At 70.0% G+C, this 13,161-nt stretch carries 16 protein-coding genes, 2 tRNA genes and 2 pseudogenes; 10 read left to right on the top strand and 10 right to left on the bottom strand.

Annotated features, from left to right (window positions below):
- Positions 1–8 precede the first annotated feature (8 nt).
- From ETP66_RS09160 to ETP66_RS09175, 4 genes are read left to right on the top strand one after another with little or no spacing between them, the layout of a single operon-like run.
- Positions 9–524 (top strand): LOG family protein, encoded by a 516-nt coding sequence (locus ETP66_RS09160; RefSeq protein WP_130842333.1) that lies wholly within the window; start codon positions 9–11, stop codon positions 522–524.
- Positions 521–886 (top strand): VOC family protein, encoded by a 366-nt coding sequence (locus ETP66_RS09165; RefSeq protein WP_130842334.1) that lies wholly within the window; start codon positions 521–523, stop codon positions 884–886. Before ETP66_RS09160 ends, ETP66_RS09165 begins: the two co-directional genes overlap by 4 nt.
- Positions 883–1,632: an HAD family hydrolase gene (locus ETP66_RS09170; protein WP_130842335.1), complete on the top strand. Its 750-nt coding sequence runs from the start codon at positions 883–885 to the stop codon at positions 1,630–1,632. The genes ETP66_RS09165 and ETP66_RS09170 overlap by 4 nt, the downstream gene beginning before the upstream one ends.
- A gap of 58 nt (positions 1,633–1,690) precedes the next feature.
- Positions 1,691–2,080: a hypothetical protein gene (locus ETP66_RS09175; RefSeq protein WP_130842336.1), complete on the top strand. Its 390-nt coding sequence runs from the start codon at positions 1,691–1,693 to the stop codon at positions 2,078–2,080.
- A gap of 61 nt (positions 2,081–2,141) precedes the next feature.
- Here ETP66_RS09175 and amrB read toward each other — a convergent pair whose 3' ends face one another.
- Both amrB and amrS read right to left on the bottom strand, forming a co-directional pair.
- The gene (amrB, locus tag ETP66_RS09180) at positions 2,142–2,942 is read right to left on the bottom strand and encodes an AmmeMemoRadiSam system protein B (RefSeq protein ID WP_130842337.1); all 801 of its coding nucleotides are present in this window, start codon (positions 2,940–2,942) and stop codon (positions 2,142–2,144) included.
- On the bottom strand, positions 2,930–3,982 hold the full coding sequence (gene amrS, locus ETP66_RS09185; RefSeq protein ID WP_130842338.1) for an AmmeMemoRadiSam system radical SAM enzyme: 1,053 nt from the start codon (positions 3,980–3,982) through the stop codon (positions 2,930–2,932). The genes amrB and amrS overlap by 13 nt, the downstream gene beginning before the upstream one ends.
- A 59-nt stretch (positions 3,983–4,041) precedes the next feature.
- Here amrS and ETP66_RS12435 point away from each other — a divergent pair.
- Positions 4,042–5,509: pseudogene (locus ETP66_RS12435) on the top strand (SWIM zinc finger family protein).
- Positions 5,510–5,684: 175 nt separating this feature from the next.
- Here ETP66_RS12435 and ETP66_RS09195 read toward each other — a convergent pair.
- A complete protein-coding gene (locus ETP66_RS09195; RefSeq protein ID WP_236630185.1) occupies positions 5,685–5,942 on the bottom strand; it encodes a nucleotidyltransferase domain-containing protein in 258 nt (85 codons plus the stop codon).
- A 37-nt stretch (positions 5,943–5,979) separates the two neighbouring features.
- Positions 5,980–6,375: a HEPN domain-containing protein gene (locus tag ETP66_RS09200; RefSeq protein WP_130842340.1), complete on the bottom strand. Its 396-nt coding sequence runs from the start codon at positions 6,373–6,375 to the stop codon at positions 5,980–5,982.
- Between the two features lie 72 nt (positions 6,376–6,447).
- On the opposite strand from ETP66_RS09200, the gene ETP66_RS09205 reads away from it, so the two are divergent.
- From ETP66_RS09205 to ETP66_RS09215, 3 genes and pseudogenes are all read left to right on the top strand, one after another.
- Positions 6,448–6,538, top strand: a tRNA-Ser gene (locus ETP66_RS09205).
- An 8-nt stretch (positions 6,539–6,546) separates the two neighbouring features.
- A tRNA-Ser gene (locus ETP66_RS09210) sits at positions 6,547–6,639 on the top strand.
- Positions 6,640–6,676: 37 nt separating this feature from the next.
- Positions 6,677–7,240 (top strand): annotated as a pseudogene (locus ETP66_RS09215) (DNA/RNA nuclease SfsA); the annotation flags it as partial.
- Positions 7,241–7,339: 99 nt separating this feature from the next.
- Here ETP66_RS09215 and ETP66_RS09220 read toward each other — a convergent pair.
- Positions 7,340–8,086 (bottom strand): ZIP family metal transporter, encoded by a 747-nt coding sequence (locus tag ETP66_RS09220; RefSeq protein ID WP_130842341.1) that lies wholly within the window; start codon positions 8,084–8,086, stop codon positions 7,340–7,342.
- A 184-nt stretch (positions 8,087–8,270) separates the two neighbouring features.
- Here ETP66_RS09220 and ETP66_RS09225 point away from each other — a divergent pair, with 184 nt between their 5' ends.
- Positions 8,271–9,074, top strand: coding sequence for a DUF4388 domain-containing protein (locus tag ETP66_RS09225; RefSeq protein ID WP_130842342.1), 804 nt, complete (start codon positions 8,271–8,273; stop codon positions 9,072–9,074).
- Positions 9,075–9,078: 4 nt separating this feature from the next.
- Positions 9,079–10,434, top strand: a complete 1,356-nt coding sequence (locus ETP66_RS09230) for an alanine/glycine:cation symporter family protein (RefSeq protein ID WP_130842343.1) — start codon at positions 9,079–9,081, stop codon at positions 10,432–10,434.
- A 103-nt stretch (positions 10,435–10,537) separates the two neighbouring features.
- Here ETP66_RS09230 and ETP66_RS09235 read toward each other — a convergent pair whose 3' ends face one another.
- From ETP66_RS09235 to ETP66_RS09255, 5 genes are read right to left on the bottom strand one after another with little or no spacing between them, the layout of a single operon-like run.
- Entirely contained in the window at positions 10,538–10,936 is a 399-nt protein-coding gene (locus tag ETP66_RS09235) for a hypothetical protein (protein ID WP_130842344.1), read from the bottom strand.
- 2 nt (positions 10,937–10,938) lie between these two features.
- Positions 10,939–11,223, bottom strand: coding sequence for a hypothetical protein (locus tag ETP66_RS09240; RefSeq protein ID WP_130842345.1), 285 nt, complete (start codon positions 11,221–11,223; stop codon positions 10,939–10,941).
- Positions 11,224–11,232: 9 nt separating this feature from the next.
- Positions 11,233–11,511: a hypothetical protein gene (locus ETP66_RS09245; RefSeq protein ID WP_130842346.1), complete on the bottom strand. Its 279-nt coding sequence runs from the start codon at positions 11,509–11,511 to the stop codon at positions 11,233–11,235.
- A 1-nt stretch (position 11,512) separates the two neighbouring features.
- Positions 11,513–11,989, bottom strand: a complete 477-nt coding sequence (locus ETP66_RS09250; protein WP_130842347.1) for a YbaK/EbsC family protein — start codon at positions 11,987–11,989, stop codon at positions 11,513–11,515.
- On the bottom strand, positions 11,986–13,101 hold the full coding sequence (locus ETP66_RS09255) for a M20 family metallopeptidase (RefSeq protein ID WP_130842348.1): 1,116 nt from the start codon (positions 13,099–13,101) through the stop codon (positions 11,986–11,988). Before ETP66_RS09255 ends, ETP66_RS09250 begins: the two co-directional genes overlap by 4 nt.
- Between the last annotated feature and the right edge of the window lie 60 nt (positions 13,102–13,161).

Consider the following 13,161-nt stretch of genomic DNA (forward strand, 5'->3'; position numbering starts at 1 on the left):
GCGTGGGGATGCGTTTTCTTTCCGTCTTCGTTTCCTCGCGCGTTTCCCCGGAAAGCCCCCTTTACCCCCAGCTCGTTCGCTACGGGGAGGTGCTGGCCGAGGAGGGGTTTGGCCTGGCTTGCGGGGGCTACCAGGGGGGCATGGAGGCCCTGGCCAAGGGGGTGAAGGCCGGGGGAGGGATGGTGGTAGGGGTGACCGCCCCGGCCCTTTTCCCCGAGCGGAAAGGTCCGAGCCCCTACGTGGACCTGGAGCTACCCGCCGCTAGCCTCCCCGAGCGCATCGGAAGGCTTTTGGACCTGGGGGCGGGGTACCTGGCCCTGCCCGGAGGGGTGGGCACCCTGGCGGAGCTCCTGCTGGCCTGGAACCTCCTCTACCTCAGGCGGGGCCTGGGCCGGCCCCTGGCGGTGGACCCCTATTGGTTTTCCCTCCTCCGGGCCCACGGGGAGATCGCCCCCGAGGACCTGGCCCTCCTCCAGGTGGTGAGGGACGAGGGGGATCTCCGGCGCTTTTTGCGAAGCCTATGAGCGAGAGCGTGGTGGTCTACGTGCCCGACTTGGGCCAGGGGGTGAGCTTCTACCAGGCCCTGGGCCTGGCCCTGGAGGAGCTCTCCCCCAAGGAGGCCCTCCTCGCCCCCCTGGAGGGTCCCCTGGTCCTCCTAAGGCCGGGCCCGGGGGGGCTGGAGCGGGGACCCGGCCGCCCCCGGCCCGAGGGGCAGGGCTTCGCCCGGCTCAGGTGGGAGGAGGGGCGGCTGGTTTTCCGGGTGGACCACCTGGCCCACGAGAAGCTCCGCCTGGCCAAGTACGGCCTGGCCTTCCGGGAGGCCGGGGACCACCTCCTCCTCTTCGACCCGGGGGAGAACCCCATCCTGGTGCGGGAGGAGCCTTGAGGCTTTGGCTTTTGGACCTGGACGACACCCTCCTCCAGGACCACAGGGTGAGCCAGGCCGTCCTGGAAGGCCTGGGGAGGGCGGTGGGGGTGGAAGGCCTCTTTGGGGCGGTGGGCCACCGGGCCGAGGCCCTCTTCCGGGAAGCCCCCTTCCACCCCTGGGCGGAGGCCATCGGCCACTCGGCCCTGGAGGCCCTCTGGGCCCGGTACAGCACCCCGGGCCTCGAGGCCCTGGCCGCCTGGGCCTGGCCCTTCCGGGAGCGGGTCTTCCGGGAGGCCCTCCAGGAGGTCGGGGGGCCGGCGGAGCGGGCGCGGGAGCTGGCGGAGGCCTTCTTCGCGGAAAGGCGCCGGTACCCCCTCTTCCCCGAGGTGCCGGAGTTCCTGGAGGCCCTGCGCCTTAGGGGGGCAGACCTGGCCCTTCTCACCAACGGCGTCCCCGACCTGCAGCGGGAAAAGCTTTTCGGGGCGGGCCTGGGAGAAGCCTTTTCCCTCACCTTGGTTTCCGGGGAGGTGGGCCTGGGCAAGCCGGATCCCAGGCTCTTCCGCATGGCCCTCTGCGCCTTCGGCGCGGGGCCCGAGGAGGCGGTGATGGTGGGGGACAACCCCGGGCGGGACGTGCGGGGGGCCCTCCTGGCGGGGATCCGGGCGGTCCTGGTGGACCGGGGCCATCGTCCCCCTGACCCCCGCTACCCCGCCCACCTGGAGGTGCGGGACCTGCGGGAGGCCCTGGCCCTCCTGGAGGGGTAGGCCCCCTTTGGTGAGCCCGTTTCCTGTCTTCCCCGCCCGCTGGGGTAGGCTTGGGCCGATGCACGAGGTTCTCCTGGTCCTCCACAACCTGCTCCGCTGGTTCGTCCTGGCCTTCGGCCTATGGGCTCTCCTGCGCCCGGAGTCCCGGCCCGGGGCCTTTTTCGCCCACACCCTCACCCTGCAGGTGGTCCTGGGGGTGGTCCTGGCCTTCGCAAGCCCCCTGGTCCAGGGGGCCCTCCTGGCCCTGGACGAGGTGATGCGGGCCGGGGGGGAGCCCCGCTACTTCGTGGCGGAGCACTGGGTGGGGGGGCTCATCGCCCTGGGCCTGGCCCACGCGGGGCTTTCCCAGGCCCGCAAGGGGGGGCGTTGGGCCCGGCTCCTCTTCGCCCTGGCCCTCCTCCTCGTCCTCCTCTCCATCCCCTGGTTCCGGCCCCTTCTCAGGCTTTAGCCTGGGAGCTCGGCCACCGGGAGAGAAAAGGAGGGGAAGGCCGCGGGGGCCAGGTGGTTTCCTACGGCTGGACCTGGCCATAGACCACCGCGGCGTACCCCACCACGCGGCCTGTGTCCCCGGAAGCCTCGGCGCTGGTGGCGTAGGCCAGAAGCGCGGGCCTCCAACCCAAGCTTCTGGCCAAAGCGGTGAGGGTGGCCCAGGGAAGGCGGCCGCAGGCTTCCCCTTGGGCCACCCCCTCCACGTCCAGGGCCAGGGCCTTTTCCAGGGTCTTCCGGTCCCGGGCTCTGGCCACGGGGTCGGGGCGGTAGTGGGAGAGGTCGCTGGAGACCACCACCAGGTCCTCCTCCCCCAGCTCCTCCTGGAGGGCCTCGGCCACCTCTTGGGGATCCACCTCCCCGAAGAGGAGGGGCAGGATGGGGGTTCCGGGCAGGGCCACCTGGAGGAAGGGGAGGAGGACCTCGAGGCTATGTTCCTCCCGGAAGGGCTCCTCATGGATCAGGAAGGGAGGATCCTTCTCCAGAAGCCTTCTTCCCCCTTCCCGGTCCACGGCCACCTCCCCCAAAGGGGTGGCCCAGGCCCGGTAGGGGTAGAAGGCCACCCCCAGGAAGGGCACGAAGTGGCTCGGCCCGAGGAGAAAGACCCTCCTCGCCCTCCCCCTCCAGGCGGAAAGCACCCGGAACCCCTCCGCCATCACCTTGCCAGAGTAGAGGTAGCCCGCGTGGGGGGAGAGGAGGCCCCGTACCCCGGGGTCGGGGGTGGCCTGGGCCCTCTGGAGGAGCCCTTCCACCTCCCGCTGGAGGCGTGCCCCTTCCCCTGGGTAGAAGTACCCGGCCACCGCCGGGGGCCTCACCCGGTCCATACCCCAGGGATCCTCCGCCCGCACCCCGGGCAGACCCCCGGGGTTGCCCAGCGGGTTTCCACCCGGTAGCCCCGCCTGCGGAGGAGGAGCCGACCACAGTCCGGGCAGTGGGTGGAACTCCTTTCCTCGTCCAGGACGTTCCCCACATACACGAACCTAAGCCCTTCCTCCTTGGCGATCTCGTAGGCCCGCACCAGGGTGCTGTGCCGGGTGGGCCTCAGGTCCCGCATGCGGTAGTCGGGGTGGGCAGCGGTGAGGTGCCAGGGGATTTCCGGGGAAAGCCCCTTGAGGAAGCGGGCCATGGCCCTTATCTCCTCGGGAGCGTCGTTGTGGCCCTCCAGGAGGAGGGTGGTCACCTCCACCCAGACCCCTTGGGCCACCAGGTGCTCGAGGCTTTCCAGGACTGGCTTGAGCCGGGCCCCGCAGATCTTCCGGTAGAACTCCTCGGTGAAGCCCTTCAGATCCACGTTGGCGGCATCCAGAAAGGGCCGGATATACTCCCAGGCCTCCTCCGTCTCAAAGCCGCTGGTGACGAAGACGTTTTTCATGCCCCGTTCCTTGGCCAGCTTGGCCGTGTCGTGGGCGTACTCGATCCAGACGGCGGGCTCGTTGTAGGTGTAGGCGAGAAGCCTTACCCCCAGGGCCTCGGCCTTCTCCACGATGGCCTCGGGGGGCCAGTCCTCCCCGATGGGCCGGTCCAACTGGCCTTCCGGCGTGACCTTGAACTCCCGGAACTGGGAGATGGGCCAGTTCTGGCAGAAGGCGCAGAAGAGGTTGCACCCCACGGCGCCCAGGGAGAGGATGGCCTCCCCGGGGTGGAAGTGGTAGAGGGGCTTCTTCTCCACGGGGTCCAGGTGGACCGCGGCGGCCTTGCCGTAGGTGACCAGATAGAGCTTCTCACCGAAGTTACGCCGGACGCCGCATTTTCCCACCCCTCCTTCCGCGATGGCGCAGTAGTGGGCGCAGGCCCGGCACTGCACGTACCCCTTGGGCAGGGGTCGGACCAGGTCGGCTTCCCGAAGGGTAGCGGTGAGGGTCATCTCATAGGGCCTAACCCCAGGATAGCACCGGCCAAGCGGCGCCTTCGTAGACTTGAAGCATGCCCGCCTTCCCCCCCGAACGGGAGGAGGACTTCGCCCCCCATGTGCCGGAAGAGGTCCTCCGCCGGGGCCTGGCCTACTTCAGGGAGGGCCGGGTGCTCAGGGTCTTTCGGGTGGGGGAGAGGGTTTTGGGCGTGGTGCAGGGCTCGGCGGAGGTGCCCTACCGGGTGGAGGTGGGCCCCGGGCTTGTGGGCCACTGCACCTGCCCCTATCCCGATTTTCCCTGCAAGCATGCGGTGGCGCTGCTTTACGCCCACGTGGAGGGAAAGGCCCCGGACCTGGCGCCCCTGATTGAGGCCCTGACCCCTGAGGAGGCCAAAGGCCTCCTGAAAAAGCTCGCCCTCCTTCCCGAGGTGGGCCTTTACTTGGCGGAAACCCTGGCCCCGGATAGGGCCTTTGGGGAGGGGGTGAAGGACCTGCGCCAGGCCTTCCGCCTGGGGGAAGGGGAGGAAGAGGCCAGGAGGCTCCTCCTGCGCCTGGACCGGGCGGGGCGGAAGGAGGTGGAGGCCCTTTTGGGGGTTCTCCCCGAGGCCCCCTTTGACCCCGAGCCCTACCTGCGGGCCGCTTTGGAGCGCTACCTGGAGCTTTCCCCTAGGCTCCCTTTCCTTCTATCCCTTTACTTGCGCCACCCCTCGGAGGGGGTGCGGGAGGCCTTTTTGCGGGCGGCCCTAGGGAAGCCCGAGGAGGCCCTGGGCCTTCTTGGCGGCGCGGACCCTTTGGGGCTCAAGCAGGGGCTTCGGGCGGAGCTCCTCTTCCGCCTGGGGCGGGTGGAGGAGGCCTTGGGGGTGTTGCGGGAGGGCCTCGAGGGGGTGGAGGACTACCTCCTCCTGGTGGGGCAGCTCCTCGCCCTGGGGCGGGTGGAGGAGGCCTTAAGGTACGCGGAGGAGGCCCGGGAGTGGTTTGGCAAAGACCCCAGACTCCTCCCCCTNAAGGTACGCGGAGGAGGCCCGGGAGTGGTTTGGCAAAGACCCCAGACTCCTCCCCCTCCTGGACCTCCTGGTGGCCCACCGGGGGAGCCCGGAGGACCACCGGGCCCGCTTTGCCCTGAGGCCCAACCTGGAGGACTACCTGGCCCTCAAGGCCAGGCTGGGCCGGGCCTTTCCCGAGGAGCGCCAAGCCCTCCTGCGCCAGGTGCGGGACCCCGCCCTTCTCGCCCGCATCCACCTCCTGGAGGAGGACTGGAAGGCCCTAGACCGCCTGTTGAGGAAGGCCCCGCCCGAGGCCTACCCCGCCCTGGCGGAGGCCCTGGAGGAAAGGCTTCCCGAGGAGGCGGGGAGGCTTTACCGGGAGGCGGCCAGGTGGGCGGCGGAGAAGGGCACCCGCAGGGCCTACCGGGAGGCGGCGGGCCTCCTCCAGCGCCTCGCCCGCCTGGACCCCAAGGCGGCCCGTGAGGCGGCCTTGGCCCTCCTCCTGGCCTACCCTAGGCGGCCCGCCTTAAGGGAGGAGCTTGCCCCCTTGCTGGGCTAGGGGGCCTGCAGTCGGGCAAGGGGCTTCCCCACGCCTATCCCCCCTCATCGGGCAGGGTGCGGGGAGGTTCATCCCGGCGGGGACCAGGAAGGGAAAGGCGGGGTGGGCGGGATAAGAGGGGCACAGGGGTGGCCCCTGGCGCGGGGGGCGGGTGGTTTGTCCCGGCCTGGCTCTCCTAAGGACCCAAAAGGGGGATGGCTTGGGCCAGCATCCGTTCCAAAAGGGGTTTTAGGGCCTCCGCCTCCTCCTCCGTGTAGGCGTGAAGCTCCACGGGAAGGCCCCCAAAGGCTTTCCGCGCCAGGCGGTGAAGGTCCTCGCGGCCAGGGCCCTGGTAGATGAGGAGGAGGTCCACGTCGCTTCCCGGCAGCGCCCGGCCCTTGGCCCAGGAGCCGAAGAGGTAGGCCCGTCGAAGGGGAACCTCTGTCTCCAGCAAGGCTAGCCCCTTCTTCAGTCGCCGCAGAACTTCCTCTTTAGTCCAGGGGGGGAAGAAGACCCTGACAGAAGGCATAGATCTCCTCCGCATGGCGCAAAAGCCGCTCGGCCTCGGGGCGCCGGTACCGCTCAAAGGGCGCCCCTGCGGGGAGGGCGTCGGGGTAGCGGGCGGGGATGTAGGCCTTGTCCAGCTCGCTGGCCCCGTCTAGAAGGGCTTCGTTCACGGGGTATCGCTGGGAAAGCCCCTCCAAAAGGCCCTGCACCGAGTGCCCCCAAGCCACACCCCCCAGGTGTTGAAAGACAGCTTTCACGGCTTTCTCCGCCGCCTGTTGGGCGGAGAAGGCGGCCCATTCGTAAAATCCCCTTTCCAAGGCAAAGCGGGCGTGTTCCAGGTCCCTCCTGGCCTGGAGGATAAAGTCCCGGCTTCGCTCCACAAGGGGATTATAGCCCAGTCCGATTGACAACCCAGGGGGTTTGCCGCATAGTGGGTCTTGCGGCCATACCTTGGAGGGTTGGCCGAGCGGTTGAAGGCGGCGGTCTTGAAAACCGCTGTGGGCCTTGCGCCCACCGGGGGTTCGAATCCCTCACCCTCCGCCAAAGGGCTTGGAGAGGTGGCCGAGTGGTCGAAGGCGGCACCCTGCTAAGGTGTTGTACCGGGATAACCGGTACCGCGGGTTCGAATCCCGCCCTCTCCGCCAAGGGGCCCGGCCCCTGCGCCGGGCCTCAGCTTTTCCCATGCTGGCCTTGCCCCTGCCCCCCCTAAAGCCCTGCCGTTTCCTGAGGAGGAAAAACCGCTTCCTGGTGGAGGCGGACGTGGGGCCCTTGCACCTCCCCAACTCCGGGCGGATGGGGGAGCTTCTCCTCCCCGGGGCCCCTTGCTTCTACCTCCCCAGGGCTACCCCCAAAACGGTGGGTCGGCTTCTTCTTTTGGAGAGCCGGGGCGTGTTGGTGGGGGTGGATGCCTCCTTGGCCAACCGTCTCCTGGAGTTGCTTTTGAAGGAAGGGTTTTTCGGCCCTCTCGAGGATTTGCGAAAAGAGGTGCGCCTGAAAGGGGAGAGGCTGGACTTCTCCGCCCGGATAGGGGGAAAGGAAGCCCTTTTGGAAGCCAAAAACTGCAACCGGGTGGAGGGAGGTCTGGCCCTTTTCCCCGATGCCCCTACCCCTCGAGGGGCCCGGCACCTGAGGCTTCTTTCGGGGTTTGCCCGAGCCGGGGGCGTGGCCTATGCGGTGTGGATGGTCCAGCACCCCTTGGCCCGGGCCTTCGCCCTGGACCCGGAGGACCGGGCCCTCTACCGGGCGGTCCGGGAGGCGGCGGCAGCCGGAGTGAGGCTTCTGGCCTACCGGGTGCGGCCCTCCCTGGAGGGCCTCCACGTGGAGGGGGAGCTCCCCTGGGCCTGGCTACCCCCCCAGGAGGACCTGGAAGGCCACCATGAGGGCCACCGCCAGGGTCAGCACCGCGGCCACCCACTCCGCCCGGGCCTCCTTGAAGGCGTCGGGCAGGATGTCCGCCGCCACCATCCAGATCATGGCTCCAGCGGCGAAGCCCAGGCCCACCGGCAAGGCCGGTTGGAAGGCCTCCACGAAGAGAAAGGCGGGTACGGCCATAAGGGGCTGAGGCAGGCTAGAGAAGACGCTCCAAAGGGCGGCTCCCAGAACGCTCACCCCCCGGGGGATTAGGACCAGGCTGATGGCCAGCCCCTCGGGGATGTTGTGCACCGCGATGGCCAGGGTGATGAAGACCCCCAAGGCCTCCCCGCCCCCGAAGGCCACCCCTACCCCCACCCCCTCGGCGAAGGAGTGCAGGGTCATGACCCCCACCACCATGAGGGCCTTGCGGGCGTCCAGCCCGTTCAGGGCCCCAAAGCTCACCTCCCGTCCCTGGAGGTAGCGGTGGGAGAGCTGGATGAAGAGGAGGCCCAGGACCACCCCTAAGAGGGTGCGCCCCAGGCTGTAACCCACCCCCTCGTAGATGAGGCCGAAGCTGGCGGCGAGCATCAACCCGGCGGCCGCGGCCCCGGAAAGGCCCAGGTGCAGGCCCAGGATGCGGCGGGTGAAGAGGAAGGGCAGGGCCCCCAGGCCGGTGGCGACGGCGGTCAGGAGGGCGTAGAGGAAGACCGTTCCCGGGGAGATGGCCAGCGGGTCCATGGTCCCATCTTAACGCGAGTAGTTACTGTTATCAATAAGAAGGCCACCCGGGAAGGGGCCCGGCCCCCCACGCGAAAAGGGAAGCCGGTGGCGGAGGAAAGGGGAAGGGAAGGTGTGGTGGGGATCCATGCCCCAGCATACCCCGCCTGGACGCCCCGGATGGGCCGTGGTAAAACGGGAGGGAATGCTGGGCGAGCCGCCGCGCTATCTGGAGGGCAACCTCGCCGAGTTCCCCCTGCCGTCCCTGGTGGGCGCCCTCATGAGCGCCGGACGCACGGGGCGGCTTCTCGTCCAACCCCCTTACCTGGAGGGGGAGGTCTTTCTGCAGGGCGGCCAGGTGGTCCACGCCCGGGCGCGATCGGGGGAAAGGGCCCTGGAAGGGGAGGAGGCCCTGGACCTCCTGGCGGGGCTTAGGCGGGCCCCCTTTCGCTTTGAGCCCGAGGCCTCGCCGCCCAAGACCACCCTCCTCGGGGGGCTCGCCGTCCCCGCCCGCCTGGCCGAGGCCCAGGCCGCCTGGCAGGGCCTGGCCCTCCCCGCAGACTGGGGCTACGTCCTGCGCCTGCCCAAGGGGGCGGGAGAGGCGGAGCTTACCCCTGAGGCCCTCCGGGTGCTGGCCCAGGTAGAGGGGAAGCCCATCGCCGAGGTCCTCCTGTCTCCCGGGACCCTGCGCCTGGCCCGTATCCTCCACACCCTCCTCCAGCTAGGGGCCCTGGAGGCGGTGCCCCAGGTGCAGCTCGCCCCCGTGGCCCTTCTGGTCCTGCCCATCTACGGCCCCGGATCCGGGGTGGCCTACGTGGACGAGGCCCTGTACGCCGCCTGGGCCCGGGCCATCCGCCACGGGTTCCGGCTGCGCTTGCGGCCGCCCGAGGCCCTCATGGAGGTCCGCCCCAGGCCCCACATCCAAGGGCGGCTGGGCCTTCTGGAGGAGGATCTGAGGCGGCTGCGCCTCAAGCGGGGGGACAAGGTGGAGGTGGTTCCGGAGGTTTAGGCCTATGGATATCCTGACCCTGAACGAGTATCTCAACCGGACCGTCTACGGCCTGCCCATGAAGCTGGTCTTCCTCCTGGTGGGCGCCTATCTGGTGGTCTTCTGTATCCGCTGGTTCAGCGCCCCCCTCAGGATGCTCCGGGTCTCCTTCAGCGAGACCTTCGGGGCCATCCGCGAGCGGGCCTACGGCTTCGGCGGACAGATCACCCCCTTTCAGGCCACCATGGTGGCCCTTTCCGCCACCCTCGGCACCGGCCACCTCCTGGGCATGCTGGCGGCGGTTTTGGTGGGGGGGCCGGGGGCGGTCTTCTGGATGTGGCTCGGCTACTTCTTCGGCACCGGCACCAAGTTCGCCGAGGCCACCCTGGCGGTCCACTTCCGCCGCCGCTATGCCGACGGCTCGGTTTCCGGGGGCCCCATGCACTACCTGGCCCGCGGCCTGCCCCGGCTGCGCTTCCTGGCCTACCTCTTCGCCCTCTTCGCCGCCGTGGCCGCCTTTGGCATCGGCAACCTCGCCCAGGCGGGGGCGGTGGGGGGAGCCCTGGGCCCCTTGGGGGCGCCCCCGGCCCTGGTGGGCCTCTTCCTGGCCCTCCTCGTGGGGGCGGTGCTGGGGGGAGGGGTGGTGCGGGTGGCCCGTTTCGCCCAGGTGGTGGTGCCCCTTAAGCTCCTCCTCTTCCTGACGGCTCTAGGACCCCTTCTGGTTCTCTACGGGGGCCAGATCCCCCAGGCCCTGGCCCTGGTTTTCCGGGCAGCCTTTACCCCTGAGGCCGCCCTGGGGGGGGCGGCGGGGTACAGCCTCCTGGCCGCCATCAACGCCGGGCTCGGCCGGGGCATCTTCGCCAACGAGGCGGGCCTGGGCTCCGCGGCCATCGCCCACGCCCAGGCCCAGGTGGACCATCCCGTGCGCCAGGGCTTCTGGGGGGTGACGGAGATGTTCGTGAGCTTCCTGGTGACGAGCCTCACCGCCCTCACCTTCATCGCCTCGGGGCTCTGGCAGGAGGGGGGCACGGCGGCGGAGGCCGCGGGCACCCTCTTCGGAGCCCACCCCTTGGGGGGGGCGGTCCTGGCCCTCACCGTGGCGGTCTTCGCCCTGGGGACCATGGTCTCCTGGGGCTTCTACGGGGAGGAGGCCGCGGCCTTCCTCTTCGGGGAGGGGATCCGCTGGCCCTACCGCCTCACCTTCGCCGTCTTGGCCTTCGTAGGGCCTTTGGGGGGCCTCGAGGCTTTCCTGGCCGTCTCCGACACTTTGAATGGCCTCATGGCCTTCCCCAACCTCCTGGGCCTCCTGCTCCTGGGCGGGGTGGTAGGGCGGCTGGTCTACGGCTTCTTCCGGGGGGAGCCCTGGACACCCCCGCGCTGACCTCTGCATACGCCTTTCCGCGGAACCCTTCCCTTCCCCCTTAGGCCCCCTTCCAGCGGGGCCCCCACACGGGCAAAGTCCGCGTGGGGCGAGGGGGGTGGCCTTAGCGGAAAAGCGCCCGCACCGCCCGCTCCAGCTCCTCCCCGGCCCGCCGGTCCAGGGTGAGCTTCACCCGGAGGGCGATGCGCAGGGCCTCTTCCTCCAGCCTCTCCCGGCTTCCGCAGCCCTCCAGCCGCTCCAGGAAGGGGTCGGCCCTGGGGCCGAGACGGGCTTTCAGGAGCTCCGCCAGCCGCTGGCGGAGCTCCGCGGGCCCCTCCACGGGCAGGATCAGCCCCCGCCGCAAAAGCCGGACCAGGATGGCGTAGGCCTCCTCCCCCAGGCCGCTTTCCCGCACCACCTCCTCCTCGGTGCGCCGCCCGTCGCACAGGACGTAGACCTGCCACTCCTCGGGGGTGGGCTTCCAGGCGGCCTCGGGAGGGTGGGGGTTGCGGCGGAAGACCATGGCTACAGGGCGGCCACGATGGCCTCCAGGAGGCGCAGGACCAGCTGCACGAATACCGCCCCCAGGAGGAGGATCAGGGAAAGGAGCAGGAGGGGGAGGCTGCTGGGCTCACCCCAGGTGAGGAGGAGGACAAGGAGGTAGGCCAGGGCGAAGAAGCCGATGAGGAAGAGGAGCTGCCCGCCCCTTTCCCCCACGATCCCCCCCGGGACGGCCCGCCGGAGCCTCAGGCCGTGAAAGACGTTGTAGGCCATAACCAGAAGGCCAAGAAGGAGGAGGATCTTTTCCATGGACCCATCTTACCCGCTCCACTCCCGGATGGGGACGAGCTCTCCCCCCTCCACGCTCTTGCGTACCGGGCGGTAACGGGAGTCAAACCAGATCTCCAGCACGGCCCGGTCCAGGCTCCTGGGGGCCACGATGTCCTTGCGCACGTAGTAACCCCCCTCCACCGGGCTGATCTCCATGCTCTTGGAGAGCCTGAGCTCCACCACCTCCCCGCTCTTGGTGCGCACCCGCACCCGGAAGGCCAGGGGCCCTTCGGGCTTCACGTGGGGGTCCTTGCGGAAGAACCACATCCTAGGCCTCCTTGAGGTCCACCACCCGGGCTCCCGTGAGGGCCTGGAGTTCCCCGGGGCTCAGGGCGAACAGGGCCCTGGGGGTGCCGGCCGCCGCCCAGAGCCTGGGGTAGGCCATAAGGTCCCGGTCCAGGAAGGCGGGAAGGGGGGTGGGGTGGCCCAAAGGGGGCACCCCACCGATGGCGAAGCCGGTCAGGGTGCGCACCTCCTCGGGGGTGGCCCGGCGCAGGGGCTCCCCCGCCAAGGCCGCCGCCTTCGCCAGGTCCAGGCGGTTTTTCCCGCTCACCAGGAAGAGGTAGCCCCCTCCCTCCCCCACGAAGACCAAGCTCTTCACGATCTGTCCCACCTCCGCCCCCACCGCGCGGGCCGCCTCAAAGGCGGTGCGGGTGGAGGCGGGAAGCTCCAGCACCGAGAGGTGCCCGAAGCCCCGGTCTTCCAGGGCCCGCTGCACCTTGGCCGCGGAGGGGGAGAGGCTCATAGGGCGTGGAGGAGCTCGGCCAGAAGGGCCGCGCGGCGGGGGATCTCCGAGACCACCACGTACTCCGACCGCTGGTGGGCGTCCCCCCCGTAAAGCCCCAGGCCGTCCAGGGTGGGCACGCCCAGGGCGGCGGTGAAGTTCCCGTCGGAACCCCCGCCCACCCTGCCTGGGCGCAGGGAGAGGCCTAGAGCCTCGCCGATGGCCCTGGCCTTTTCAAAGAGGGCGAGGCTTTCCGGGGTGGGCTCCATGGTAGGGCGGTTGAGCCCCCCGGAAACCTCCAGCCGGGCCCCGGGGAGGACTGGCTTTAGGGCCCTGAGGGCCTCCTCCACCCGCCCCACCTCCTCCCGGGTCCAGGCCCGGAGGTCGATCTCCACCCAGGCCTCCTCCGCCACCACGTTGCTCGCCGTGCCCCCCCGCAGCACGTTCGGGCCCAGGGTGGTGCCCTTTTCCCGGTCCTCCAGGGCCCCCACCCGCAGGATCTGGTGGGCAAGCTCCAGGACAGCGTTCACCCCCCTTTCCGGCTCCACCCCCTGGTGGGCGGCCTTGCCCTGAGCCTTGAGCCGGTAGAGGCCCACCCCTTTGCGGGCCACCTTCAGGTCCCCCTCAGGGGTGGGGGGCTCCAGGACCAGGGCCGCCCGGGCCTTCCGGGCCGCGGCCTCGATGAGGGGCCGGCTCTCCTTGGATCCCACCTCCTCGTCGGGGGTGAAGAGAACCTCCAGGGCTGGGAGCTCCCGCCCCGTGGCCTCCGCGTGGCGCAGGGCGTAGAGGAGGGCCACGATCCCCCCCTTCATGTCGTAGACCCCGGGGCCCACCGCCCGGTCCCGCGCCAGGCGGAAGGCCTCGGGAAAGCTCCCCTTGGGATGGACGGTGTCGTAGTGGCAGAGGACCAGGACCGGCTCCCCCCGGCCGTCCCGCTTCAGGAGGAGGACGGGACCCAGGGGGGTGTCCTTGCGGGAGAGTCGGCCCCGCAAGGGGCCAAAGGCCTCTTCCAAAAAGGCGGCGGCCGCTTCCAGCCCTTCCTTGTCCCCCGAGGGGGACTCCCGGCGCACGAAGGCCTCCAGGTCCTTGAGGAACTCGGGGAGCCTGGCCTTCATCCACTCCAGGGTTTCCATGGGCCCATTATGACCCATGCCCCAGGGCCCCTCGCGCCTCTGAACCTGGACAGACACATG

Origin of the sequence: Thermus thermamylovorans (assembly GCF_004307015.1) — a bacterium.
GTDB lineage: Bacteria > Deinococcota > Deinococci > Deinococcales > Thermaceae > Thermus > Thermus thermamylovorans.

Excerpts from the sequence above, each read along its gene's own strand:
- ETP66_RS09240 (WP_130842345.1), bottom strand. The coding sequence starts at position 11,223 with ATGGAAAAGATCCTCCTCCTTCTTGGCCTTCTGGTTATGGCCTACAAC.
- amrB (WP_130842337.1), bottom strand. The coding sequence starts at position 2,942 with ATGGACCGGGTGAGGCCCCCGGCGGTGGCCGGGTACTTCTACCCAGGG.
- ETP66_RS09235 (WP_130842344.1), bottom strand. The coding sequence starts at position 10,936 with ATGGTCTTCCGCCGCAACCCCCACCCTCCCGAGGCCGCCTGGAAGCCC.
- ETP66_RS09220 (WP_130842341.1), bottom strand. The coding sequence starts at position 8,086 with ATGGACCCGCTGGCCATCTCCCCGGGAACGGTCTTCCTCTACGCCCTC.
- ETP66_RS09255 (WP_130842348.1), bottom strand. The coding sequence starts at position 13,101 with ATGGAAACCCTGGAGTGGATGAAGGCCAGGCTCCCCGAGTTCCTCAAG.
- ETP66_RS09225 (WP_130842342.1), top strand. The coding sequence starts at position 8,271 with ATGCTGGGCGAGCCGCCGCGCTATCTGGAGGGCAACCTCGCCGAGTTC.
- ETP66_RS09160 (WP_130842333.1), top strand. The coding sequence starts at position 9 with ATGCGTTTTCTTTCCGTCTTCGTTTCCTCGCGCGTTTCCCCGGAAAGC.
- ETP66_RS09175 (WP_130842336.1), top strand. The coding sequence starts at position 1,691 with ATGCACGAGGTTCTCCTGGTCCTCCACAACCTGCTCCGCTGGTTCGTC.
- ETP66_RS09165 (WP_130842334.1), top strand. The coding sequence starts at position 521 with ATGAGCGAGAGCGTGGTGGTCTACGTGCCCGACTTGGGCCAGGGGGTG.
- ETP66_RS09245 (WP_130842346.1), bottom strand. The coding sequence starts at position 11,511 with ATGTGGTTCTTCCGCAAGGACCCCCACGTGAAGCCCGAAGGGCCCCTG.
- ETP66_RS09230 (WP_130842343.1), top strand. The coding sequence starts at position 9,079 with ATGGATATCCTGACCCTGAACGAGTATCTCAACCGGACCGTCTACGGC.
- amrS (WP_130842338.1), bottom strand. The coding sequence starts at position 3,982 with ATGACCCTCACCGCTACCCTTCGGGAAGCCGACCTGGTCCGACCCCTG.
- ETP66_RS09250 (WP_130842347.1), bottom strand. The coding sequence starts at position 11,989 with ATGAGCCTCTCCCCCTCCGCGGCCAAGGTGCAGCGGGCCCTGGAAGAC.